The following is a 21584-nucleotide window of genomic DNA, read 5'->3' as shown; positions in this document are numbered from 1 at the left end:
AGGGTCCAAAACGCCGGCGGGGCCGAGGTCGGCCCCGCCGGCGTTCGAGGCGACGGGCAGGCGGCGCCCGTACGGAGCCGGGGGCGTCAGCCCCGGACGGCGGCGATCGCGTCGGACAGGGCCCCTGCCACGTCCCCGACCAGCGTGTGGACGCCGTCGCGGACCACGTGGCGGCCGCCCACCACCGTGTGGCGGATGTCGGCGGCCGAGGCCGCGAAGACCGCCGTCTCGGCGCCGAGCCGCGGCAGCGGGCCCGCCGTGCGGACGGTGTCCAGGGCGATGGTGGTGAAGTCCGCGAGGGCGCCCTCCTTCAGGCGGCCCGCGTCGGGGCGGCCCAGGGAGGCGTGGCCGTCGGCGGTGGCGGCCGTCAGCAGGGCGTTCGCCGTCCAGTGCCCCCGGGTACGGCTGCGCAGGCGCTCGTCGAGCTCCATCGCCCGCGCCTCCTCCAGCAGGTCGATCACCGCGTGGCTGTCGCTGCCCAGGGACAGCGGGCTGCCCGCGCGCTGGAGCGGGACGGCCGGGCCGATGCCGTCGGCGAGGTCGCGTTCGGTGGTCGGGCACATGCAGGTGCCGGTGGTGGTGCCGCCGAGCAGGGCGATGTCCTCGTCCGTCAGGTGCGTGTTGTGGACGCCGGTGGTGCCGGGGCCCAGCACGCCGTGGTCGGCGAGCAGCTGCGTCGGGGTGCGGCCGTGCGCCGCGAGACAGGCGTCGTTCTCCGCCGTCTGCTCCGACAGGTGCACGTGCAGCGGGGCCTGCCGCTGCTGCGCCCAGGCCGCGACGGTGGCCAGCTGGCCGGCCGGGACGGCCCGTACGGAGTGGACGGCCGCGCCGATCAGCGCGTGCTCGCGGGGCTTCAGCTCGGAGACCCGCTCGGCCCAGGCTTCGGCGGTGCCGTCGGAGAAGCGCAGCTGGTGCGCGTTGGGGGCCTCGCCGAAGCCCGCGGCCAGGTAGGCGGTGTCGAGGAGGGTGATGCGGATGCCGGCAGCCGCGGCCGCCTCGATCAGCGCCTCGCCCATCGCGTTGGGGTCGGCGTACGCGGCGCCGCCGGGGGCGTGGTGGACGTAGTGGAACTCGCCGACGTTCGTGATGCCGGCCAGCGCCATCTCCGCGTACACGGCCCGCGCGAGGTCGAAGTAGGTGTCGGGGGTGAGGTTCTGGGCGACGCCGTACATGACCTCGCGCCAGGTCCAGAAGGTGCCCGAGCCGACCTGGACGGTGGAGCGCAGCGCCCGGTGGAAGGCGTGGGAGTGCGCGTTGGCCAGGCCCGGGATCGTCAGGCCGCGCAGCACCTGCGCGCCGGGCGGCGGGGCGTCCGCCCCGGTGCGCAGCTCGGCGATGCGGCCGTCGGCGGACACGCCGAGGACCACGCCGGGCTCGACGCGGTCGCCGAGCCAGGCGTGCTCCAGCCAGTACGTCTTCTGCGCGATCAACGACACGCCAGACCTTCCAGTACGTCGGCGAGGGCGAGGACTCCGGCCGTGCAGTCGTCCTCGGCGGCGAACTCCCGCGGGGAGTGGGAGACGCCGGTGGGGTTGCGTACGAACAGCATCGCGGTCGGGACGGCGGCGGAGAGGATTCCGGCGTCGTGTCCGGCCCCGGTGCCGAGGACGGGGACGGCCCCGCCCAGGATCCGGTTCAGCTCGTCGCGCAGGGCGTGCTCGAACTCGACGACCGGGGTGAAGGACTCCCGGACGACGTCGAGGTCGATGCCGTCGCGGTCGGCGTGCTCGCGGGCGGCCTTCTCGACGGCGGTGACGACCGTGTCGAGGGTGGCCTGGTCGGCGGCCCGGGAGTCGAGCCAGCCGCGCACGAGGGAGGGGATGGCGTTGACCCCGTTGGGCTCGACGGAGATCTTGCCGAAGGTGGCGACGGCGCCGGCGAGGGCGGCCTCCTGACGGGCGGCCAGGACGGTCGCCGCGTACGTGAGCATCGGGTCGCGGCGGTCGACGAGGCGGGTGGTGCCGGCGTGGTTGGCCTCGCCGTGGAAGTCGAAGCGCCAGCGGCCGTGCGGCCAGATCGCGGAGGCGATGCCGACCCGGTCGCCGGAGAGGTCCAGGGCGCGGCCCTGTTCCACGTGCAGCTCGACGAAGGCGCCGATGCGGGCGAGCCGCTCCGGGTCGGCGCCGATGGCGTCGGGGTCGTAGCCGGCCCGCTCCATCGCCTGCGGGAGGGTGGTCCCGTCGGCGTCGCGGAGCTCGTACGCCTTCTCCTTCGTCAGCTGCCCGGCCGCGAGGCGGGAGCCGACGCAGGCCAGGCCGAAGCGGGCGCCCTCCTCGTCGCCGAAGTTGGTGAGGGCGAGGGGGCGGGTGAGGGCCGCGCCGCGGGCGCGGAGCTCGTCCAGAGCGGCGAAGGAGGAGACCACGCCGAGGGGGCCGTCGAAGGCGCCGCCGTCGGGGACGGAGTCCAGGTGGGAGCCGGTGACGACGGCGTCGCCGGCCAGGGGGTCGCCGAGCCAGGCCCACTGGTTGCCGTTGCGGTCGACCTCGTAGGTGAGCCCGCGGGACTCGGCCTGGGCCCGGAACCAGGCCCGGCAGTCGGCGTCGGCCCCGGTCCACGCGAAGCGGCGGTAGCCGCCGCTGTCGGCGTGCCGGCCGATGGGGCGCAGTTCGTCCCACATGGCGTGGAACGAGGCGGGACCGCCCCCGCCGCGCGGGGCGGCGGGGGCAGTTGCGGGGGCGGCGGGGCGGGCGCCCGGGGCCGAGCCCCGGGACGCCTCGTCCGCGCCGGTGGTGCCGGAGGGGGTCACGCCTGGTCACCCTCGCGCATGGGGACGCGGACGCCGCGCTCGTCGGCGACCGTCTCGGCGATGTCGTAGCCGGCGTCGACGTGCCGGATGACGCCCATGCCGGGGTCGTTGGTGAGGACGCGGCGGATCTTCTCGCCCGCGAGCCTGGTGCCGTCGGCGACGGTGACCTGGCCCGCGTGGATCGAGCGGCCCATGCCGACGCCGCCACCGTGGTGGATCGAGACCCAGGAGGCGCCGGAGGCGACGTTGACCATGGCGTTGAGCAGCGGCCAGTCGGCGATCGCGTCGGAGCCGTCGAGCATGGCCTCGGTCTCGCGGTACGGAGAGGCCACCGAACCGCAGTCGAGGTGGTCGCGGCCGATGGCCAGCGGGGCGGCGAGGGTGCCGTCGGCGACCATCTCGTTGAAGCGCTCGCCCGCCTTGTCGCGCTCGCCGTAGCCGAGCCAGCAGATGCGCGCCGGCAGGCCCTGGAAGTGGACCCGCTCGCCGGCCATCTTGATCCAGCGGTGCAGGGACTCGTTCTCCGGGAAGAGCTCCAGCATCGCCTTGTCGGTCTTGGCGATGTCCGAGGCCTCGCCGGACAGGGCCGCCCAGCGGAAGGGCCCCTTGCCCTCGCAGAAGAGCGGGCGGATGTAGGCGGGGACGAAGCCGGGGAAGGCGAAGGCGCGGTCGTAGCCGGCCAGCTGGGCCTCGCCGCGGATGGAGTTGCCGTAGTCGAAGACCTCGGCGCCGGCGTCCATGAAGCCCACCATGGCCTCGACGTGCCTGGCCATGGACTCGCGGGCGCGGGTGGTGAAGCCGGCCGGGTCCTTGGCCGCGTACGCCGCCATGTCGTCGAAGTCGACGCCCACGGGGAGGTAGGAGAGCGGGTCGTGGGCGGAGGTCTGGTCCGTCACGATGTCGATCGGGGCGCCCTCGGCCAGCATCTGCGGGAGCAGCTCGGCGGCGTTGCCGAGGAGGCCGATGGAGAGCGGGCGGCGGGCGTCGCGGGCCTCGACGGCCAGCCGGAGGGCGTGGGCCGGGTTGTCGGCCTTCACGTCCAGGTAGCGGTGCTCGATGCGGCGCTCGATGGCGCGCGGGTCGACGTCGATGCAGATGGCGACGCCGTCGTTCATCGTCACGGCGAGCGGCTGGGCGCCGCCCATGCCGCCGAGGCCGGCGGTGAGGGTGATGGTGCCGGCCAGGGTGCCGCCGAACTTCTTCGCGGCGACGGCGGCGAAGGTCTCGTAGGTGCCCTGGAGGATGCCCTGGGTGCCGATGTAGATCCAGGAGCCGGCCGTCATCTGGCCGTACATGGTCAGGCCGAGGTGCTCCAGGCGGCGGAACTCCTCCCAGTTGGCCCAGTCGCCGACCAGGTTGGAGTTGGCGAGCAGGACGCGCGGCGCCCACTCGTGGGTCTGCATCACGCCGACCGGGCGGCCGGACTGGACGAGCATGGTCTCGTCCTGCTTGAGGGTCTGCAGGGTGCGGACCATCGCGTCGAAGGAGCGCCAGTCGCGCGCCGCCTTGCCGGTGCCGCCGTAGACGACGAGCTTGTCGGGGTGCTCGGCGACCTCGGGGTCGAGGTTGTTCTGCAGCATGCGGAGGGCGGCCTCCTGCTGCCATCCCAGGGTGCTGAGCTCGGTGCCTCGCGCGGCCCGTACGGGGCGGGGTCCTGACATGGCGGTGCCTCCTCCGAATGTTGGTCAATCTATTCACATCCTGACTCCTTGAATAGATCCAGTCAACAGCTGCGCGCGAGTCCGCCGGATGATGGGATGGCGCCATGGACGCCTTACGGGACGAAGCCGCGCACCGGGACGCCGCCGCACGGGACGCCGCCGGGCGCCGCGACCGGGCCGTGCGGGCCGCCGTGGAGCAGGGGCTGCTGGACTCCGAGCCGCTGGTCTGCCTGCTGGACACCGCCGGGATCCGGGCCTCCGCCGCCGCCCTGACCGGCGCCTTCGCCGCTGTGACGGCCCCGGGGACACCTGTGCTGCACGCCTTCGCGGCCAAGGCCGCCCCGCTGGTGCCCGTCCTGCGCCTGCTCGCCGAGTGCGGCCTGGGCTGCGAGGTGGCCAGCCCCGGCGAACTGGCGCTGGCCCGGGCGGCCGGGATCCCGGCGGAGCGGACGGTGCTGGACTCGCCCGCCAAGACCGCCGGGGAACTGCGCGAGGCCCTGGCCCTCGGGATCGCCGTCAACGCCGACAACCACCAGGAGCTGGAGCGGCTCGACGTCCTGGTCGCGGCGGCCCCGACCCGCTCCCCGCTCGGCGTGCGGATCAACACCCAGACCGGCGCCGGCGCCATCGACGCCCTCTCCACCGCCACCGCCACCGCGAAGTTCGGCATCGGCCTGCGCGACCCGGGCGCCCGCGAGCGGCTCGTACGGGCCTGCCTGGACCGGCCCTGGCTCACCCGGCTGCACACCCACTCGGGCTCACAGGGCCTGCCGCTGGCGCTGATCGCCCAGGGCGTGCGGGAGCTGCACACCCTGGCCGAGGAGATCAACGCCGCCGCCGGGCGCCGCCAGGTCGACACCCTCGACATCGGCGGCGGCCTGCCGGTGAACTTCGCCTCGGACGAGGAGACCCCGACGTACGCGGAGTACGCCGCCGCCCTGCGCGGGGCCGTCCCGGCCCTGTTCGACGGCTCGTACGGGCTGGTCACCGAGTTCGGCCGGTCGCTGCTGGCCAAGCACGGCACCGTGCTGGCCCGCGTCGAGTACACCAAGGCCACCGGCGGCCGCCCGATCGCCCTCACCCACGCCGGCGTGCAGGTGGCCACCCGTACGGTCTACGCCCCCGCGGCCTGGCCGCTGCGGGTCCTCGCGTACGACGCGAAGGGCGCCCCGAAGACGGGCGCCCCCGTGGCCCAGGACGTCGCGGGCCCGGCCTGCTTCGCCGGGGACCTCCTGGCCACCGCCCGGGAGCTGCCCGAACTGGCCCCGGGCGACCTGATCGCCGTACCGGACACCGGCGCGTACTTCTTCACCGCCCACTACGGCTACAACAGCCTGCTGCGCCCCTCCGTCCACGGCTTCGCCGCCGACGCGGAGGGCCGCGTCCGCTTCAGCCGGGCCCGCCCGGCGCAGACGACCGCACAGCTGGTGGCGGAGGCGGGCGGCGCCTTCCGGGACGCGCTGCTCCAGCCTGATCCTTAGCCTGTGCGGCGGGCCGGACGGCCCGGGGTCACTCCACGAACAGGCCGCGCGCCGCGGCCCGGGCGTCGAAGGACTCCAGCCGGGCCTGCGCGTCCGGCAGCGCGTCCGCCATGGCCTCCAGCAGCACCCGGCCCAGCAGCATCGGCGCGCACGCCGTGTCGAAGGCCAGCCCGGTGCCGACCGGCGCCGGGATCAGCAGATCCGAGTACCGGGCGACGGGCGCGAACGCCGAGTCGGCCACCGTCACCGTCCTCAGCCCGGCCGCCCGGGCGTGCTCCAGGGCCTCCACCACCTCGCGCGGGTGGCGGGGCAGGGCGAAGCACAGCAGCGCCGAGGCCCCGGCGGCGGCCGCCGCGTCGATCCGGTCGGCGAGCATCGAGCCGCCCTCGTCGAGGAGCCGCACGTCCGGGTGCACCTTGGCGGCGAAGTACGCGAACCCGCGCGCCTGCGACGACGCCGCCCGCAGCCCCAGCACCGGCAGCGGGGACGACCCGGCGAGCAGCCGGCCAGCCTCCTCCACCGGCGCCGGGTCCGCGAGCATCGTCGCCAGCCGCCGCAGGTTCTCGATCTCGCCCGCGACGGCCTGCTGGTACTCGTTGTACGACTCCTCGCGCGCCGCCCGCGGCGGCTCGGCCGGGGCCACCTCGCGCAGGTGGCGCCGCAGCGCGGGATAGCCGTCGAAGCCCAGGGCCACGGCGAAGCGGGTCACCGACGGCTGGCTCACCCCGGCCAGCTCGGCGAGTTCCACGCTCGACAGGAAGGGCACCTCCGCCGCGCCGCGCACCATGCAGTGCGCGATCCGCCGCTGGGTCGGCGTCAGCCGGTGCCCCTCGAAGAGCTTCTGCAGCCGTGCGGCCGGGCTGTCGCTCATCGCCGTCCCCTCCGTCCGAGCGAGATATTCAGTCAGGGTGCACTCTGCATGTGGTTATGCAGCTCGGCAAGCCGGTGCCCGTGATGGGGAAGGGGAGCCACCGCGCGGAGGGGTCCCGGGCGGGCCGCCGCACGGCCGGGACCGGCCGGAGGAAGGCACCGGCCGGAGGAAGGGGCCGGCGCGAGGAAGGGGTCGGCGCGAGGAAGGGGCCGGCGCGAGGAAGGGGTCGGCGGGGCCGCCGCACCCCCGGGTCGGACCGGGGGGCGGGACGGCGGCGGCCCCGCCGGGGACACGGGCCGGGTCAGGGCCGTCCGCGTCCTGGGGCGCCGGCGCGCTCCGGGAGCCGCTCCGGAGGTGCGCTGACGCCGCATGTGGCGCCGGCCGGGGCCCGGTCTCCCGGACTGCCCCGCCGACAGGACCACTGTGCCGGTGCCGTGTTAAGCGGGTGCTGCCGCCACGTGTCGGGACCGTACCGTTTGCGCCAAGGGCCGGGACCGGCCACGCACGGGCCCCGGCCCCGGCGCGCCCCGGCCTACTTGGCGTTCTTCGCCAGGAAGGCGAGCAGGTCCTGACGGCTCACCACACCGGTCGGCTTGCCCTCGACCAGGACGATGGCCGCGTCGGCCTCGCCGAGCACGGACATCAGTTCGGAGACCGGCTCGCCGGAACCGACCTGCGGCAGCGGCGCGCTCATGTGCTTCTCGAGCGGGTCGCCCAGCGAGGCGCGCCCGGCGAAGAGGGCACCCAGCAGCTCCTTCTCCACGACCGAGCCGATGACCTCGGCGGCCATGACGTCCGGGTGGCCGGCGCCCGGCTTGACGATCGGCATCTGGGAGACGCCGTACTCGCGCAGGACCTCGATGGCCTGGCCGACCGTCTCCTCGGGGTGCATGTGGACGAGCGACGGGATGCCGCCCTCCTTGTCCGCGAGGACGGCGCCGATGCGCGCGGCCGGACCGGCCTCCTCCAGGAAGCCGTGACCGGCCATCCACTCGTCCGAGAAGATCTTGCTGAGGTAGCCGCGGCCGCTGTCCGGCAGCAGCACGACGACCACGTCGTCCGGGCCCAGGCCCTCGGCGACGCGCAGCGCGGCGACGACCGCCATGCCGCAGGAGCCGCCGACCAGCAGGCCCTCCTCCTTGGCGAGCCGGCGGGTCATCTGGAAGGAGTCCTTGTCGGACACCGCGATGATCTCGTCGGTCACGTTCGGGTCGTAGGCGGTCGGCCAGAAGTCCTCGCCGACACCCTCGACGAGGTACGGGCGGCCGCTGCCGCCGGAGTAGACGGAGCCCTCGGGGTCGGCGCCGATGACCTTGACCTTCCCACCGGACACCTCCTTGAGGTAGTTGCCCGTACCGGAGATCGTGCCGCCCGTGCCGACGCCGGCGACGAAGTGGGTGATCTTCCCCTCCGTCTGCTCCCACAGCTCGGGGCCGGTGGTCTCGTAGTGCGAACGGGGGTTGTTCGGGTTGCTGTACTGGTCCGGCTTCCAGGCCCCCGGGGTCTCGCGGACGAGGCGGTCGGAGACGTTGTAGTACGAGTCCGGGTGCTCGGGGTCGACGGCGGTCGGGCAGACCACGACCTCGGCGCCGTACGCGCGCAGCACGTTGATCTTGTCGAGGGACACCTTGTCAGGGCAGACGAAGATGCACTTGTAGCCCTTCTGCTGGGCCACGATGGCGAGTCCGACGCCCGTGTTGCCGCTGGTCGGCTCCACGATGGTGCCACCCGGCTTGAGGGCACCGCTCTGCTCGGCGGCCTCGATCATCCGGACGGCGATGCGGTCCTTCACGGAACCGCCGGGGTTGAAGTACTCGACCTTGGCAAGCACGGTGGCCTGCAGGCCTTCGGTCACGCGGTTGAGCTTCACCAGCGGGGTGTTGCCGACGAGGCTGATCATCGAGTCGTGGAATTGCACCATGTTCTCCAAGAAGGGGACTCCACGGGTTCTCCGGGAGGTCCGGCCAGAGTATGCGGAAAGGGATTGGCCGACCGGCAGTACGGGGCAGGAAGGTCAACACGACCGAGGAGGTGGCCTGAGAGGTGTCCAGGGCGAGAACGGCCCGCCGGATCGCGGCGGGGGCAGCGTACGGCGGGGGCGGACTCGGGCTGGTCGGAGTGGCCGCGGTGGGGCTGGTGCTGGCGGAGGTCCAGTTCGCCAAGCGGACGGTGGGGACGGGCCTGCCGGACCCGCCGCGCGCGGACGGTCTGTACGGGGGCGAGTTCGGCGGGCCGGAGCTGAGCCCGGGGCCGCTGCGCATGGCGATGCTGGGCGACTCGACCGCGGCCGGGCTGGGTGTGCGGCGGGCCCGCCAGACGCCGGGGGCGCTGCTGGCGTCGGGCCTGGCGGCGGTGGCGGAGCGGCCGGTGGAGCTGCGGAACGTGGCCCTGTCGGGGGCGAAGTCGGACGACCTGGACCGCCAGGTGTCGCTGCTGCTGGACGGGGACCGGCCGGCGCCGCACGTGTCCGTGATCATGATCGGGGCGAACGACGTGACCCGGCGGATGCCGCTGACGCAGTCGGTGCGGCTGCTGACCGCCGCCGTACGGCGGCTGCGGCTGGCCGGGTCGGAGGTGGTGGTCGGCACCTGTCCCGACCTGGGCACGATCGAGCCGGTGTACCAGCCGCTGCGCTGGATGGCCCGGCGGGTCTCGCGGCAGCTGGCGGCCGCGCAGACCATCGGGGTGGTCGCGCTGGGGGCGCGGACGGTCTCGATGGGGGACATGCTGGGCCCGGAGTTCGCGGCGAACCCCCGGGAGATGTTCGGCCCGGACTCCTACCACCCCTCCGCGGAGGGCTACGCGACGGCGGCGATGGCCGTCCTGCCGACGCTGTGCGCGGCGCTGGGGGTGTGGCCGGAGTCGGACCGCCTGGACGTGTCGCGCAACGAGGACATGCTGCCGGTGGCGCAGGCCGCGTCCGCGGCGGCGGGCGAGCCGGGCACGGAGGTCACGGCGGGCCGCGGCCCGTGGGCCCTGCTCAAGCACCGGCGGCGCCGCCGCCTCCCGGCGGACGCCGTCGCGGAACCGTCGTCCCCGACGCCCTCCTGACGCGGGGCGGGCGTTTCCTCCTCCCCGGCGCCGGGGAGGAGGACACCCCGGAGCGACGGGCATCACACGCCCGCCCCGGTGACCCCGACCGTACGGGGCGGTAACTTCGCTTGCGGTCCCGCAACGACGCACGCACACCCCTTGGAGTCCCGATGCCCGAAGCCGTCATCGTTTCCACCGCCCGCTCCCCCATCGGGCGCGCCGGCAAGGGGTCGCTGAAGGACGTCCGGCCGGACGACCTGACCGCCACGGTCATCCAGGCCGCCCTCGCCAAGGTCCCGGGGCTGGACCCGCGCGAGATCGACGACCTGATGCTCGGCTGCGGCCTGCCCGGCGGGGAGCAGGGCCACAACCTGGCCCGCATCGTCGCCGTGCAGATGGGCATGGACTACCTGCCCGGCACCACGATCACCCGTTACTGCTCCTCCTCCCTGCAGACCTCCCGCATGGCGCTGCACGCCATCAAGGCCGGCGAGGGCGACGTCTTCATCTCGGCCGGCGTCGAGACCGTGTCGCGGTTCGCGAAGGGCTCCTCCGACGGCCTGCCGGACACCCACAACCCGTTCTTCGCGGACGCCGAGGCCCGTACGGCCGCCGTCGCGCAGAGCGAGGGCAGCGACTGGCACGACCCGCGCGCGGACGGCCTGGTCCCCGACGCCTACATCGCCATGGGGCAGACCGCCGAGAACCTGGCCCGCCTCAAGGGCGTGACCCGCCGGGACATGGACGAGTTCGGCGTGCGCTCGCAGAACCTCGCCGAGGAGGCCATCAAGAACGGCTTCTGGGCCCGCGAGATCACCCCGGTCACCACCCCGGACGGCACGGTGGTCAGCAAGGACGACGGCCCGCGCGCCGGCGTCACCCTGGAGGGCGTGGAGGGCCTCAAGCCCGTCTTCCGCCCCGACGGCCTGGTCACGGCGGCCAACTGCTGCCCGCTGAACGACGGCGCCGCCGCCCTGGTCATCATGAGCGACACCAAGGCGCGGGAGCTGGGCCTGACCCCGCTGGCCCGGATCGTCTCCACCGGCGTGACCGCCCTCTCCCCCGAGATCATGGGCCTGGGACCGGTCGAGGCCTCGAAGCAGGCACTGAAGCGGGCCGGGCTGACCGTCGGCGACATCGACCTGTTCGAGATCAACGAGGCGTTCGCCGCGCAGGTCATCCCGTCCTGCCGGGACCTGGAGATCCCCCTGGAGAAGCTGAACGTCAACGGCGGGGCCATCGCCGTCGGTCACCCGTTCGGGATGACCGGTGCCCGGATCACCGGCACTCTGATCAACAGCCTCCAGTTCCACGACAAGCAGTTCGGTCTGGAGACCATGTGCGTGGGCGGCGGCCAGGGCATGGCCATGGTCATCGAGCGCCTGAGCTGAGCCGGAGGCGCGCCGCGGCTGAGACGTACGCGACACAGCGCAGAGTGAGGGGTTCGGCACTGCTCCAGCCGGGCCCCCAGCCGCCGCAAGGGATCCTCTAGATCCATACGGTGTACTGACATCAGGTCTAATCCCGTCGCGGCCGACCTGTGACCGAATCTCCCCCAGGATGTGACCTTTGTCCTGGGGGATCGGTATTTGCCCAGGTCAGACGTCATCCCCCCAGGGCCTCCAGGACGAAAGACCTGTCCAATTCATGACGTAATGCACTGCACGCCATTCCCAGCACAGGACAAGCTGATGTAGGAAGTCGGGGGATCGAATCAATCAGGAGTTAGTCAGTGAGCGCCATGTCTCTTGCCCTGCTGCTGACCACGGCCGCTGCCACGGCCGTGGGCGCTGCTGCGCTGCACACCGTCCACGAACTGCGCAAGCAGGTCACGGCCCTGCGCGCTGAGCTCGCCCTGCCGGCCCACGCCCGCGGCGCGAGCGTCCCGCACGCCCGCAGCGCCGCCGAGTCCCCCGCCGCCGAGATACGAGCCGCCGTGGCCGCCGCCCTCGCCGAGGAGCGCGAGCGCGAACTGGCCGAGGCGCGGGCCTTCTGGGCCGCGCAGGAGGCCCGCGACGCCGCCGACGCCTCCCCTCGCTTCGCGGGGGAGACCCCTACCTCCCTGCTGGGCGGGCTGACCGGGCTCGGCGAGGACGGCCCCGTCTTCCTGCCCCGGCAGGCGGACCTGGTCGGCCTGGAGCCGGTCCTGGGCGACGACCTCGCCGACGAGTACCCGGAGGACTCGGCCGAGCTGGCCGCGGCCCGCCGGCGCCACCCCTCGCACCCCGACTTCGTCCCGGTCCAGCCGCACCCCGGCGCCGACCACGAGCGCACCGTCAGCCGCCTGGAGGAGCTCGCGGAGGCCCGTACGGCCCTCGCGGACGTCCGCCCGGGCCCGCTGGGCACCCTCGACGTGTACGTCTTCACGGACGGCACCACGCTGTGCATGACCCCGGGACACCGGGAGACGGCGGAGCGCCTCGCCGAGGCCCTGCGCTCGGGCACGGCCCCGGTCCTGCTGGGCGGCTCGGGCATCTCCGGCGCCTACGCGCTGACCTTCTCCTGCGGCGACTCCGAGGACCCCGACAGCAACGTCTACATCCTCGCGGACCGGGTCATCGCATCGCTCTGACTTCCACCCGCTCCACCAGCGCCACGGCCTCGTCCAGCATCTCGGACGGGGCCTTCGCGCTGCCGGGGCCCGCGGTGCGCAGCGCCTCGGCCAGGTCCAGCCCGGCCACCGCCAGCTGGTCCCCGACGACGAACACGCCCTCGTCGGGCATCAGGCGGGCCGGAGCCGACCCCGAGGGGTCCTCCAGCCGCTGCGCCGCCGCGGCCAGCTCACGGGCCAGCTCCAGGGCCTCTGCGGCGGCCCCGCGCTGGAGCCGGCTCTGCGGGGCGGCCCGCAGCCGGTCGGCGAAACGTTCCACGGCGGCCGTCAGGGGCGAGGTATCGAGCACCCGGCCGACCTTACGCGCCGCCCGGGCACCATTGCCAACGGGCGAACTCTCCGGCACGGTGCAGTGAAGGGAACAGTACGGCGATACCCCCGGAGGCGCCCATGTCCGTTGAGTTCTCCGAACAGACCCACCGCAACATGATCGACAGAATTCCCCAGACCACCGGTCGTGAGATCTCCGACTGGCTCCGAACCGTCGACGAGGGCCCCTCCCTCCTCCGGTTCGAGGAGAAGGTCAACTGGCTGCTCGGCGCGCACGAGCTGTCGCACGGCCAGGCGAAGGCGATCGTCCACGAGTACGGGCTGCGCAGAGCGGCCCGCCGGTTCGGCTGAACCCCGGCCCCCTTCTCCACACACCCCCGAGATGCGGGAAGGCCCCGCGAGCGACGCTCGCGGGGCCTTCCCCGTCCTGCCTGCTACCGACCATACGGCTAGTCGTCGCCGGAGAGGATCTGGAACAGGCGCAGCAGCTCCAGGTAGATCCACACCAGGGTCATGGTGAGGCCGAAGGCCGCCAGCCACGCCTCCTCGCGCGGGGCGCCGTAGGTCACGCCGTCCTCGACCTGCTTGAAGTCCATGGCGAGGAAGCAGGCGCCGAGGACCACGCCGACGATGCCGAAGACGATGCCGAGCGGGCCGCTGCGGAAGCCGAGGCCGTCGCCGCCGCCGAACAGCATGAACAGCATGTTCGCCAGCATCAGCAGGACGAAGCCCAGGGCCGCGGCCATCACGAAGCCGGTGAAGCGGCGGGTGACACGGATCCAGCGCATCTTGTACGCCACCAGGACGGCGGCGAAGACGCACATCGTGCCGAGCACGGCCTGGATGACCACCCCGGCGCTGAGGTAGTAGCTGGTCGCCGCGGAGATGACGCCGAGGAAGAAGCCCTCGAACGCCGCGTAGGCCAGGATGACCGCCGGGGACGGCTTGCGCTTGAAGCTCTGGACCATCACGAGGACGAAGGCGACGAGCGCCGCGCCCACACCGATGCCGTAGGACTTGCCCAGGTTCGCCGGGTCGACCGGCAGGGCGAGCCAGGCGATGGTCGCGGTGACGATCAGGGTGCCGAGCGCCATGGCCGTACGGCTCACGACGTCGTCGATGGTCATCGTCGTGCCGCGGGCCGGCGCCGCCGGCATGCCCGTGTTCGGGTCGATGGCGTAAGGATTCGTCGCGTACGGGTTGGTCGCGGTCCCGGCCTGCGCGTAAGCCGCGTCGAAGCCCGCGTAGCCGCCGTTGTCGCGGCTGAACCCCCGTCGCGAGAAGACCGGGTTACTGCTCCTCATCTCACTCCTCCATGGCCACCGGGCGCGGCCTTGCGTCAAGGGTAATGCGTTCGCAAAGAAAGCACTCTACTGCTGGAGGAGGATCTTAGGAGAAGGCGCGGCGAAGCGCCGGGGACGAACGAAGGGACCCGGGCGGCGTGACGGGAGCGCGGCGCGGCTGCGGAAGTGCCCGGAGCCGGACTTGAACCGGCACGGCCCGAGGGCCAGCGAGGTTTAAGCTCGCCGTGTCTGCATTCCACCATCCGGGCAGGGCGCAGTGGGCCTTGTGGTAAAGCCTTGAACGCTGCGGTGAGCCTATCCGCAACACCCCGCCCGTCAGCGGCACGTCTATCCGATGTTGTCTGATTTTATTGGTGATTGAGTGGGCGTCAGGAGCGATAAGTCACGGTGGGCCGCACTGGGGACGACACCGTGCCCCGCCCCGGGAATGACGTGATTTCGCTGCCCCACGCCACCCCGGGCCACCCCGCCCCACCAGCCCGCCCCCAGAGCTCCCGTCATACCAGAGGAGGAGACGACCACCCCCCTGGTCAGACTCGAGTGGGCCGTCGAACGGGCACCTCGGCTGATCCCCCGGGGGTAAGCGCGCGGTGAGGATGGAAGGGTCCCGCCACCGCGCAGCAGATCCGCTCGACAGGAGTCCCCGTGACCGCCATGAACTACGCCCCGCAGCACACCGCCCAGGCCGTGGCCGCCCGTGCCACGCAGCTCTCCAAGGTGTACGGTCAGGGCGAGACCCAGGTGGTCGCGCTGGACAACGTCTCCGTGGACTTCGGCCGGGGCCAGTTCACCGCGATCATGGGCCCCTCCGGCTCCGGCAAGTCGACCCTGATGCACTGCGTCGCCGGCCTGGACACCTTCTCCAGCGGCTCGGTCCGCATCGGCGACACCGAGCTCGGCAGCCTCAAGGACAAGCAGCTGACCCAGCTGCGCCGCGACAAGATCGGCTTCATCTTCCAGGCGTTCAACCTGCTGCCGACCCTGACGGCCCTGGAGAACATCACGCTCCCCATGGACATCGCCGGCCGCAAGGCGGACAAGCAGTGGCTCGACACCGTGGTGGACATGGTCGGCCTCTCCGGCCGCCTCTCCCACCGCCCCACGCAGCTCTCCGGCGGCCAGCAGCAGCGCGTGGCCGTCGCCCGCGCCCTGGCCGCCCGCCCCGAGATCATCTTCGGCGACGAGCCCACCGGAAACCTCGACTCCCGCTCCGGCGCCGAGGTCCTCGGCTTCCTGCGCAACTCGGTGCGCGAGCTCGGCCAGACCGTCGTGATGGTCACCCACGACGCGGTCGCCGCCTCCTACGCGGACCGCGTCATCTTCCTCGCCGACGGCCGCATCGTCGACGAGATGCACGCGCCGACCGCCGACGGCGTGTTCGACCGGATGAAGGCCTTCGACGCCAAGGGCCGCACCAGCTGATCGGTCACTGACCACCGCAGCCACGAACAGACTTCCAGCCCAGGACTGATAACCCCATGTTCCGTACCGCCCTGCGCAACGTCCTCGCGCACAAGGCCAGGCTGCTGATGACGGTCCTCGCCGTCACCCTCGGCGTCGCCTTCGTCTCCGGCACCCTCGTCTTCACCGACACCCTCGGCAAGGCCCTCTCCGGCCAGTCCGCCAAGAGCTACGACGGCATAGCCGTCTCCGTCACCTCGGAGGGCCCCTCCCGCACCGACGACGGCGCGAAGGAGGGCGAGCCCGGCATCAGCCAGCAGACCCTGGAGAAGGTCAGGGCCGTCAAGGGCGTCGACACCGTCTCCGGCCGCGTCTCCGGCTTCGCCGGCGTGGGCGACGAGAACGGCAGGCTGATCGGCTCCGGCTGGGCCAACAAGGGCTCCAACCACGTCCCCGTCAAGGACGGCAAGGACCCCCGCTACACGTTCACCGACGGCGCCGGCCCGGCCAAGGACGACCAGATCGCCCTCGACAAGGAGTCCGCGGCCAAGGGCGGCTACAAGGTCGGCGACAAGGTCCGCGTCGCCACCAACGGCCCGGTCAGGGAGTTCACCCTCACCGGCGTCTTCACCACCGAGGACGGCGCCGTCAACGCCGGCGGCAGCCTGGTCCTCTTCGACACCAAGGTCGCCCAGGAGCTCTACCTCCAGCCCGGCTTCTACGACGAGCTCGCCGTCACCGCCAAGGCCGGCACCTCCGCCGACCAGCTGCTCGCCGACATCAGGCCGCTGCTCGACGCCAAGCACACCAAGGCCCAGACCGGCAAGGAACTCGCCGCCCAGCAGGCCAAGGACATCGAGAAGCAGATGAGCAGCTTCAGCACCATGCTGCTCGCCTTCGCCGGCATCTCCCTGTTCGTCGGCGTCTTCCTGATCTACAACACCTTCACCATGCTGGTCACCCAGCGCACCAGGGAACTGGCCCTGCTGCGCGCCGTCGGCGCCAAGCGCGGCCAGGTCATGCGCTCGGTCCTCGCCGAGGCCCTGGTCATCGGCGCCACCTCCGCCGCCATCGGCCTGGCCGCCGGCATCGGCCTGGCCGTCGGCATGCGCTCCCTGATGGAATCCATCGGCGCCAAGATCCCGGCCGGCGACCTCGTCATCGCCCCGGGCACGATCGTCGCCGCCCTGCTCATCGGCGTCGTCGTCACCACCGTCGCCGCACTGCTGCCGGCCTGGCGCACCGGGCGGATCGCCCCCGTCGCCGCCATGGGCAGCGCCCACCTCCCGGCCTCCGCGAAGTCCCTGGTCGTGCGCAACGTCCTCGGCTCGCTCATCAGCCTCGCGGGCATCGGCGTGGTCTTCCTCGGCGTGTCCATGGGCGGCGACGGCCGCATGGTCATCGGCGGCGGCGCGGGCCTGATGCTCATCGGCATGATCGTTCTGCTGCCGCTGCTGTCGCGTCCGGTCATCGGCGCCGTCCGCCCGCTCCTGCACAAGGTGTTCGGCATCCCCGGCAAGCTGGCCGCGCAGAACGCCGTGCGCAACCCCCGCCGCACCGCCGTCACCGCCGCCTCCCTGGCCATCGGCCTCACCCTGGTCACCACCCTGTCGGTGCTCGGAGTCACCATGGGCACCGCCGTCGACCGGATGAGCACCGACAAGCTGAAGGCCGACTACAAGGTCTCCATGGCCGGCGGCATCGGCGGCCTGGACAAGTCCGTGGCCGAGACCCTGGCCAAGGCCCCCGGCATCAAGGCGGTCTCCCCGCAGGCCGACGGCTACTTCAAGGTCGGCGACAGCTTCCGCTCCGTGTCCGGCGTCAACCCGGCCACCATCGGCGAGCTGCTGAACATCGAGGTCACGGCCGGCTCCCTGGGCAGCCTCGGCAAGGGCGGGATCGCGGTCGCCGAGAGCACCGCGAAGAAGCAGAACCTCACCGTCGGCTCCACGCTCCAGGCCCGGTTCGAGGACGGGCAGAAGACCGACCTCAAGATCGGCGCCGTCTACAAGGACCTCGAGGGCCTGCTGTCCCCGTACGTCATGGACAACAAGGTCCTGAGCGCGCACACCGACCAGCAGTACGTCCGCGAGGTCTACGTCAACGCCACCGCCGGCGACTCCAAGGCGGGCCAGCAGGCCGTGATCGACGCCCTCGGCAAGAACCCGGCGATGACCGTCGCCACCCAGCAGGACATGCGCAACGAGATGGGCGGCATCATCAACACGATGCTGAACGTCATGTACGGCCTGCTCGGCATGGCCCTGATCATCTCGGTGCTCGGCGTGGTCAACACCCTGGCGATGTCCGTCTTCGAACGGACCCAGGAGATCGGCATGCTGCGGGCGATCGGCCTCGACCGCAGCCGGGTCAAGAACATGATCCGCCTGGAGTCCGTGGTGATCTCGCTCTTCGGCGCGGTCCTCGGCATGGGCATCGGCCTCTTCCTGGCCTGGGCCGTGGGCACCACCGTCGCCAAGTCGGTGCCGAACTACGAGCTGGTCCTCCCCTACGGCCGCCTCGGCGTCTTCATCCTGCTGGCCGCCGTCGTGGGCGTCCTGGCCGCCATGTGGCCGGCGCGCAGCGCCGCCCGGCTGAACATGCTGACCGCCATCAAGACCGAGTAGGCCGGGAGCGGACGGCGACACGGGAAGGGTCCCGGGGCGACACGCCCCGGGACCCTTCCCGTTCCCGCCCGGAGGGGCGTACGGGGCTACGCGCCGCCCCAGACCCGGGAGCGCAGCGGCATCCCCGAGAGCCCGCGGCCGCCCGGCTTGACGGCCAGGATCTGGTTGACCCCGAGGCGGGCGTGCTCGAAGCCCAGCGCGGAGGCCGCCATGTAGAGCAGCCAGACCCGGGCCCGGCCGGGCGAGGTGAGCCGCACGGCCTCGTCCCAGTGCTCCTCCAGCCGCGCCACCCAGGCCCGCAGGGTCAGCGCGTAGTGCTCGCGCAGCGCCTCCACGTCGCGGACCTCGAAGCCGGCCTTCTCCAACTCGCCGACGGTGGAGCCCACCGGGGAGAGCTCGCCGTCGGGGAAGACGTAGGCGTCTATGAACTCGTCGATCTCGTACGCCGCTTCGTCGGGCTCCGGAGGTCGGCCGATCTGGTGGTTGAGCAGACGGCCGCCGGGGGCCAGCAGCGCGTGCAGGATGCCCGCGTACTCGCGGTAGCGCTCGGAGCCGACGTGCTCGGCCATGCCGATCGAGGAAATCGCGTCGTACGGGGCGTCCTTGACGTCCCGGTAGTCCTGCACGCGGATCTCGATCCGGTCGGTCAGGCCCTCCTCGGCGATCCGCTTGCGGGCGTACGCGGCCTGCTCGCGGGAGAGCGTGATGCCGGTGACCCGGACCCCGTACTCGCGAGCGGCGTGCAGGGCCATGGAGCCCCAGCCGCAGCCGACGTCGAGGAGGCGCTGGCCGGGCTTGAGGTCGAGCTTGCGGCACACCAGGTCGAGCTTGTCCCGCTGGGCGTCCTCCAGCGTGCCGTCCCCGGTCCAGTAGGCGCACGAGTAGACCATCGAGGGGCCCAGGACCCGCTCGTAGAAGGCGTTGCCCACGTCGTAGTGGTGGCTGATGGCGTGGCGGTCGCGGCTCCTGGAGTGGCGCAACCCGCCCTGGCGGACGGCCTCCTCCGGGGGCGGCGCGGGCCGGGTCCACGGACGGGACAGCACCACGAGCTCCCGTACCGCGGCCCGGGCCGCCGGGTCGCGCAGCAGCGCGGCGGTGCCGGCGGCGCCCGAGGCGCGCGCGGCCGGCTGGGGGCGGAGCGCGGCGAGTTTGGCCAGGCCCGTGCGGGGGCGGCGGGCGGGAGCGGCGGCGGGCTCCCGCTCCCAGACCAGGCCGGCCACCTTGTCCAGCATCTCGAACAGGTCGCCCTCGATGCCGAGGTCACCGGACACCCAGGCGCGGGCGAGGCCCAACTCGCCGGGCTTCCACAGCATGTGGCGCAGGGCGCGCCGGTTGTTGAGGACGAGGGCGGGGCCGGCGGCGGGGCCGGCCTCGCTGCCGTCCCAGGCCCGTATGCGGACGGGCAGGGGGGCGCCCAGCAGGGTTTCGGCAAGGGCTGCCAGCCGCGGCGCGGCGTCGGTCATCGAGGCACCTCCAAGGTGTTCCGACCAACCGGCTACCCATATCCGAACAGGGCCATTCTCCGCCGAATCACACCTGGACCGCACCTTGAGCGCCCCTTGACCGGGCCGTGCGCCGGAGCCCGCGCGGGGGCTCGCGACCGGGCCCGGGCACGCCGAAGGGGCCGCCCGCACCACGGATGGCGGGCGGCCCCTTCGGGGTCGTGCTCAGGATCCCGGCGGAGTGCTCCGGGTCAGGAGGCCTTGGCCTTCGCGGCCGGGGCAGCGGCGGCGGCCGGGGCCGGCGCCGGCTTGGCGGCCTCGTAGAACTCCTCGCGCGGGGTCTCCAGGGCGCCGAGGGCGACGACCTCGCGCTTGAGGAACATGCCGAGGGTCCAGTCCGCGAAGACGCGGATCTTGCGGTTCCAGGTCGGCATGGCCATGCCGTGGTAGCCACGGTGCATGTACCAGGCGAGACGGCCCTTGAGCTTGATCTTCATCTTGCCCATGACGATCATCGCCACGCCCTTGTGGAGGCCGAGGCCCGCCACCGCACCCTTGTTGGAGTGCTCGTACTCCTTCTGCGGGAAGCCCCGCATGCCGGAGACCACGTTGTCGCCGAGGACCTTCGCCTGGCGCAGCGCGTGCTGGGCGTTCGGCGGGCACCAGGCGTTCTCGACGCCGGCCTTGCGGGAGGCGACGTCCGGGACCTGGGCGTTGTCGCCGGCGGCCCAGATGTAGTCGGTGCCCTGGACCTGGAGGGTCGGGGCGGTGTCCACGTGGCCGCGCGGGCCGAGCGGCAGGCCGTAGCGGGCCAGCGCCGGGTTCGGCTTGACGCCCGCGGTCCACACGATGGTGTTGGAGTCGACCTCGAGGCCGTTCTTCAGCACCACGTGGCCGTCCACGCAGGAGTCCATGGACGTGTTGAGGTAGATCTCGATGCCGCGCGACTCGAGGTGCTCCTTGCCCCAGGTGCCGAGCTTGGGCCCGACCTCGGGAAGGATCTTGTCGGCCGCGTCGACCAGGATGAAGCGCATGTCCTCGCGCTTGATCGTGGAGTAGTACTTCGCGGCGTCGCGGGCCATGTCCTCGACCTCGCCGATCGTCTCGGCGCCGGCGAAGCCGCCGCCGACGAAGACGAAGGTGAGGGCCTTGCGGCGGACGTTCTCGTCCGTCGTGGACTCCGCCTTGTCGAGCTGCTCGAGGACGTGGTTGCGCAGGCCGATGCCCTCCTCGACGCCCTTCATGCCGATGCCCTGTTCGGCCAGGCCGGGGATCGGGAAGGTGCGCGAGACGGCGCCGAGCGCGATCACCAGGTAGTCGAAGGGCAGCTCGTACGCCTCGCCGACGAGCGGCGTGACGACGGCGACCTTGCGGTCCTGGTCGATGGTGGTGACCCGGCCGGTGAGAACCTCAGCCTTGGGCAGCACGCGTCGCAGCGGGACGACGACGTGCCGAGGCGAGATGCTGCCTGCGGCCACTTCGGGGAGGAAGGGCTGGTAGGTCATGTACGAGCGCGGGTCGACGACCGTGACGGTCGCCTCGCCGTAGCGCATCTTCTTCATGATGCGCTTGGCTGCGTACAGGCCTACGTACCCACCTCCTACAACGAGGATCCTGGGACGCTCCGTGGTGCTCATGAGATGAGTATCCAGCACCCCAAGGGGTGATGCTCGTGAGCCCCTTCACAAGGAGCTGGGAGACCTCTGCTACACTGCGCGCCCCGCGTGACCCAGATCATGGCACGCAACGGGAACCACGGTGTAACGGGATTCGTTGTTCACCCGCCCTGAACTGGCCTCCAAGGCCTCAACCGGACTGGACCACTGGGTTTCGTCCTTACCTCTGATACGAAACCCGTGGCGTCCGCGCATCGCACAAACAGGTGCTGAAACGGCCCTGCGACCCTCAAGAACCCCTCGAAGGGCCCTCTTGTTGACGCCGGTGGCCCTTTTTCCTTGTGAAGAACTTCACGAACCTGGTGCGCAGGAGGGCCCTTTCGGCCTCCCGGGAGCCCTCGCACTGCCCTCGCACTGCTCCCGCACCGGGCGTGCTCACCCGCCCCACCAGCCACTCATCGGGTGGAACGCGATATTCGGCCACAGACCCGGACGACGACCGCCGCAGAAACGGCCTCGAA

The 21584-nt window shown here is 72.4% G+C and carries 16 protein-coding genes and 1 tRNA gene; 7 read left to right on the top strand and 10 right to left on the bottom strand.

Annotation, left to right across the window (positions count from 1 at the left end; all coding sequences use genetic code 11):
• Positions 1 to 86: 86 nt before the first annotated feature.
• The 3 genes from ACFY15_RS26620 to hutU form a co-directional block, all read right to left on the bottom strand.
• On the bottom strand, positions 87 to 1427 hold the full coding sequence (locus tag ACFY15_RS26620) for a formimidoylglutamate deiminase (RefSeq protein ID WP_390690480.1): 1341 nt from the start codon (positions 1425 to 1427) through the stop codon (positions 87 to 89).
• The gene (locus ACFY15_RS26615; protein ID WP_390690479.1) at positions 1427 to 2617 is read right to left on the bottom strand and encodes an allantoate amidohydrolase; all 1191 of its coding nucleotides are present in this window, start codon (positions 2615 to 2617) and stop codon (positions 1427 to 1429) included. The genes ACFY15_RS26620 and ACFY15_RS26615 overlap by 1 nt, the downstream gene beginning before the upstream one ends.
• 125 nt (positions 2618 to 2742) lie before the next feature.
• A complete protein-coding gene (hutU, locus tag ACFY15_RS26610) occupies positions 2743 to 4407 on the bottom strand; it encodes a urocanate hydratase (RefSeq protein WP_390690438.1) in 1665 nt (554 codons plus the stop codon).
• A 104-nt stretch (positions 4408 to 4511) separates the two neighbouring features.
• Between hutU and ACFY15_RS26605 the strand changes: the two genes are divergently transcribed.
• On the top strand, positions 4512 to 5888 hold the full coding sequence (locus ACFY15_RS26605) for a diaminopimelate decarboxylase (RefSeq protein ID WP_390826156.1): 1377 nt from the start codon (positions 4512 to 4514) through the stop codon (positions 5886 to 5888).
• Between the two features lie 28 nt (positions 5889 to 5916).
• Here the strand turns inward: ACFY15_RS26605 and ACFY15_RS26600 are convergent, their stop codons facing one another.
• Both ACFY15_RS26600 and ACFY15_RS26595 read right to left on the bottom strand, forming a co-directional pair.
• Positions 5917 to 6759 (bottom strand): MurR/RpiR family transcriptional regulator, encoded by an 843-nt coding sequence (locus tag ACFY15_RS26600; RefSeq protein ID WP_390690436.1) that lies wholly within the window; start codon positions 6757 to 6759, stop codon positions 5917 to 5919.
• A 532-nt stretch (positions 6760 to 7291) separates the two neighbouring features.
• Complete coding sequence (locus ACFY15_RS26595) at positions 7292 to 8677, bottom strand: cystathionine beta-synthase (RefSeq protein WP_390690478.1); 1386 nt, start codon at positions 8675 to 8677, stop codon at positions 7292 to 7294.
• A gap of 125 nt (positions 8678 to 8802) precedes the next feature.
• On the opposite strand from ACFY15_RS26595, the gene ACFY15_RS26590 reads away from it, so the two are divergent.
• From ACFY15_RS26590 to ACFY15_RS26580, 3 genes are all read left to right on the top strand, one after another.
• Entirely contained in the window at positions 8803 to 9810 is a 1008-nt protein-coding gene (locus ACFY15_RS26590; protein WP_390690435.1) for an SGNH/GDSL hydrolase family protein, read from the top strand.
• A gap of 152 nt (positions 9811 to 9962) precedes the next feature.
• Positions 9963 to 11183, top strand: a complete 1221-nt coding sequence (locus ACFY15_RS26585) for an acetyl-CoA C-acetyltransferase (RefSeq protein ID WP_390690434.1) — start codon at positions 9963 to 9965, stop codon at positions 11181 to 11183.
• Positions 11184 to 11533: 350 nt separating this feature from the next.
• A complete protein-coding gene (locus tag ACFY15_RS26580; RefSeq protein ID WP_390690477.1) occupies positions 11534 to 12364 on the top strand; it encodes a hypothetical protein in 831 nt (276 codons plus the stop codon).
• On the opposite strand, the gene ACFY15_RS26575 is transcribed toward ACFY15_RS26580, so the two are convergent.
• The gene (locus ACFY15_RS26575; protein WP_390690433.1) at positions 12348 to 12692 is read right to left on the bottom strand and encodes a hypothetical protein; all 345 of its coding nucleotides are present in this window, start codon (positions 12690 to 12692) and stop codon (positions 12348 to 12350) included. The two genes, ACFY15_RS26580 and ACFY15_RS26575, sit on opposite strands and share 17 nt — an antisense overlap.
• A gap of 101 nt (positions 12693 to 12793) precedes the next feature.
• On the opposite strand from ACFY15_RS26575, the gene ACFY15_RS26570 reads away from it, so the two are divergent.
• Complete coding sequence (locus ACFY15_RS26570; RefSeq protein WP_042812614.1) at positions 12794 to 13024, top strand: DUF4287 domain-containing protein; 231 nt, start codon at positions 12794 to 12796, stop codon at positions 13022 to 13024.
• A gap of 98 nt (positions 13025 to 13122) precedes the next feature.
• Here ACFY15_RS26570 and ACFY15_RS26565 read toward each other — a convergent pair whose 3' ends face one another.
• Both ACFY15_RS26565 and ACFY15_RS26560 read right to left on the bottom strand, forming a co-directional pair.
• Positions 13123 to 13977, bottom strand: a complete 855-nt coding sequence (locus ACFY15_RS26565; protein WP_390690432.1) for a Bax inhibitor-1/YccA family protein — start codon at positions 13975 to 13977, stop codon at positions 13123 to 13125.
• 166 nt (positions 13978 to 14143) lie between these two features.
• Positions 14144 to 14225 (bottom strand) — tRNA-Leu (locus ACFY15_RS26560).
• A 406-nt stretch (positions 14226 to 14631) separates the two neighbouring features.
• Here ACFY15_RS26560 and ACFY15_RS26555 point away from each other — a divergent pair.
• Positions 14632 to 15399 carry an ABC transporter ATP-binding protein gene (locus ACFY15_RS26555; protein WP_366450990.1) on the top strand — a complete coding sequence of 256 codons (768 nt, stop codon included), beginning with the start codon at positions 14632 to 14634 and terminating at the stop codon, positions 15397 to 15399.
• A 56-nt stretch (positions 15400 to 15455) separates the two neighbouring features.
• Positions 15456 to 18005, top strand: coding sequence for an ABC transporter permease (locus tag ACFY15_RS26550; RefSeq protein WP_390690431.1), 2550 nt, complete (start codon positions 15456 to 15458; stop codon positions 18003 to 18005).
• An 86-nt stretch (positions 18006 to 18091) separates the two neighbouring features.
• On the opposite strand, the gene ACFY15_RS26545 is transcribed toward ACFY15_RS26550, so the two are convergent.
• Entirely contained in the window at positions 18092 to 19468 is a 1377-nt protein-coding gene (locus tag ACFY15_RS26545; protein WP_390826155.1) for a class I SAM-dependent methyltransferase, read from the bottom strand.
• 230 nt (positions 19469 to 19698) lie between these two features.
• Positions 19699 to 21084 (bottom strand): NAD(P)/FAD-dependent oxidoreductase, encoded by a 1386-nt coding sequence (locus ACFY15_RS26540; protein WP_042812164.1) that lies wholly within the window; start codon positions 21082 to 21084, stop codon positions 19699 to 19701.
• Positions 21085 to 21584 lie beyond the last annotated feature (500 nt).

It is taken from the genome of Streptomyces sp. NPDC001373, assembly GCF_042895815.1.
Classification (GTDB): Bacteria; Actinomycetota; Actinomycetes; order Streptomycetales; family Streptomycetaceae; genus Streptomyces.
Note: the sequence above shows the minus strand (reverse complement) of the source record. Positions and strands in the feature narration are given on the sequence as shown.

What these genes read in the sequence shown, in the direction of transcription:
- ACFY15_RS26615 (WP_390690479.1), bottom strand. Translation starts at nt 2,617, where the DNA reads ATGTGGGACGAACTGCGCCCCATCGGCCGGCACGCCGACAGCGGCGGC.
- ACFY15_RS26550 (WP_390690431.1), top strand. Translation starts at nt 15,456, where the DNA reads ATGTTCCGTACCGCCCTGCGCAACGTCCTCGCGCACAAGGCCAGGCTG.
- ACFY15_RS26540 (WP_042812164.1), bottom strand. Translation starts at nt 21,084, where the DNA reads ATGAGCACCACGGAGCGTCCCAGGATCCTCGTTGTAGGAGGTGGGTAC.
- ACFY15_RS26585 (WP_390690434.1), top strand. Translation starts at nt 9,963, where the DNA reads ATGCCCGAAGCCGTCATCGTTTCCACCGCCCGCTCCCCCATCGGGCGC.
- ACFY15_RS26545 (WP_390826155.1), bottom strand. Translation starts at nt 19,468, where the DNA reads ATGACCGACGCCGCGCCGCGGCTGGCAGCCCTTGCCGAAACCCTGCTG.
- ACFY15_RS26570 (WP_042812614.1), top strand. Translation starts at nt 12,794, where the DNA reads ATGTCCGTTGAGTTCTCCGAACAGACCCACCGCAACATGATCGACAGA.
- ACFY15_RS26555 (WP_366450990.1), top strand. Translation starts at nt 14,632, where the DNA reads ATGAACTACGCCCCGCAGCACACCGCCCAGGCCGTGGCCGCCCGTGCC.
- hutU (WP_390690438.1), bottom strand. Translation starts at nt 4,407, where the DNA reads ATGTCAGGACCCCGCCCCGTACGGGCCGCGCGAGGCACCGAGCTCAGC.
- ACFY15_RS26580 (WP_390690477.1), top strand. Translation starts at nt 11,534, where the DNA reads ATGTCTCTTGCCCTGCTGCTGACCACGGCCGCTGCCACGGCCGTGGGC.
- ACFY15_RS26605 (WP_390826156.1), top strand. Translation starts at nt 4,512, where the DNA reads ATGGACGCCTTACGGGACGAAGCCGCGCACCGGGACGCCGCCGCACGG.
- ACFY15_RS26600 (WP_390690436.1), bottom strand. Translation starts at nt 6,759, where the DNA reads ATGAGCGACAGCCCGGCCGCACGGCTGCAGAAGCTCTTCGAGGGGCAC.
- ACFY15_RS26565 (WP_390690432.1), bottom strand. Translation starts at nt 13,977, where the DNA reads ATGAGGAGCAGTAACCCGGTCTTCTCGCGACGGGGGTTCAGCCGCGAC.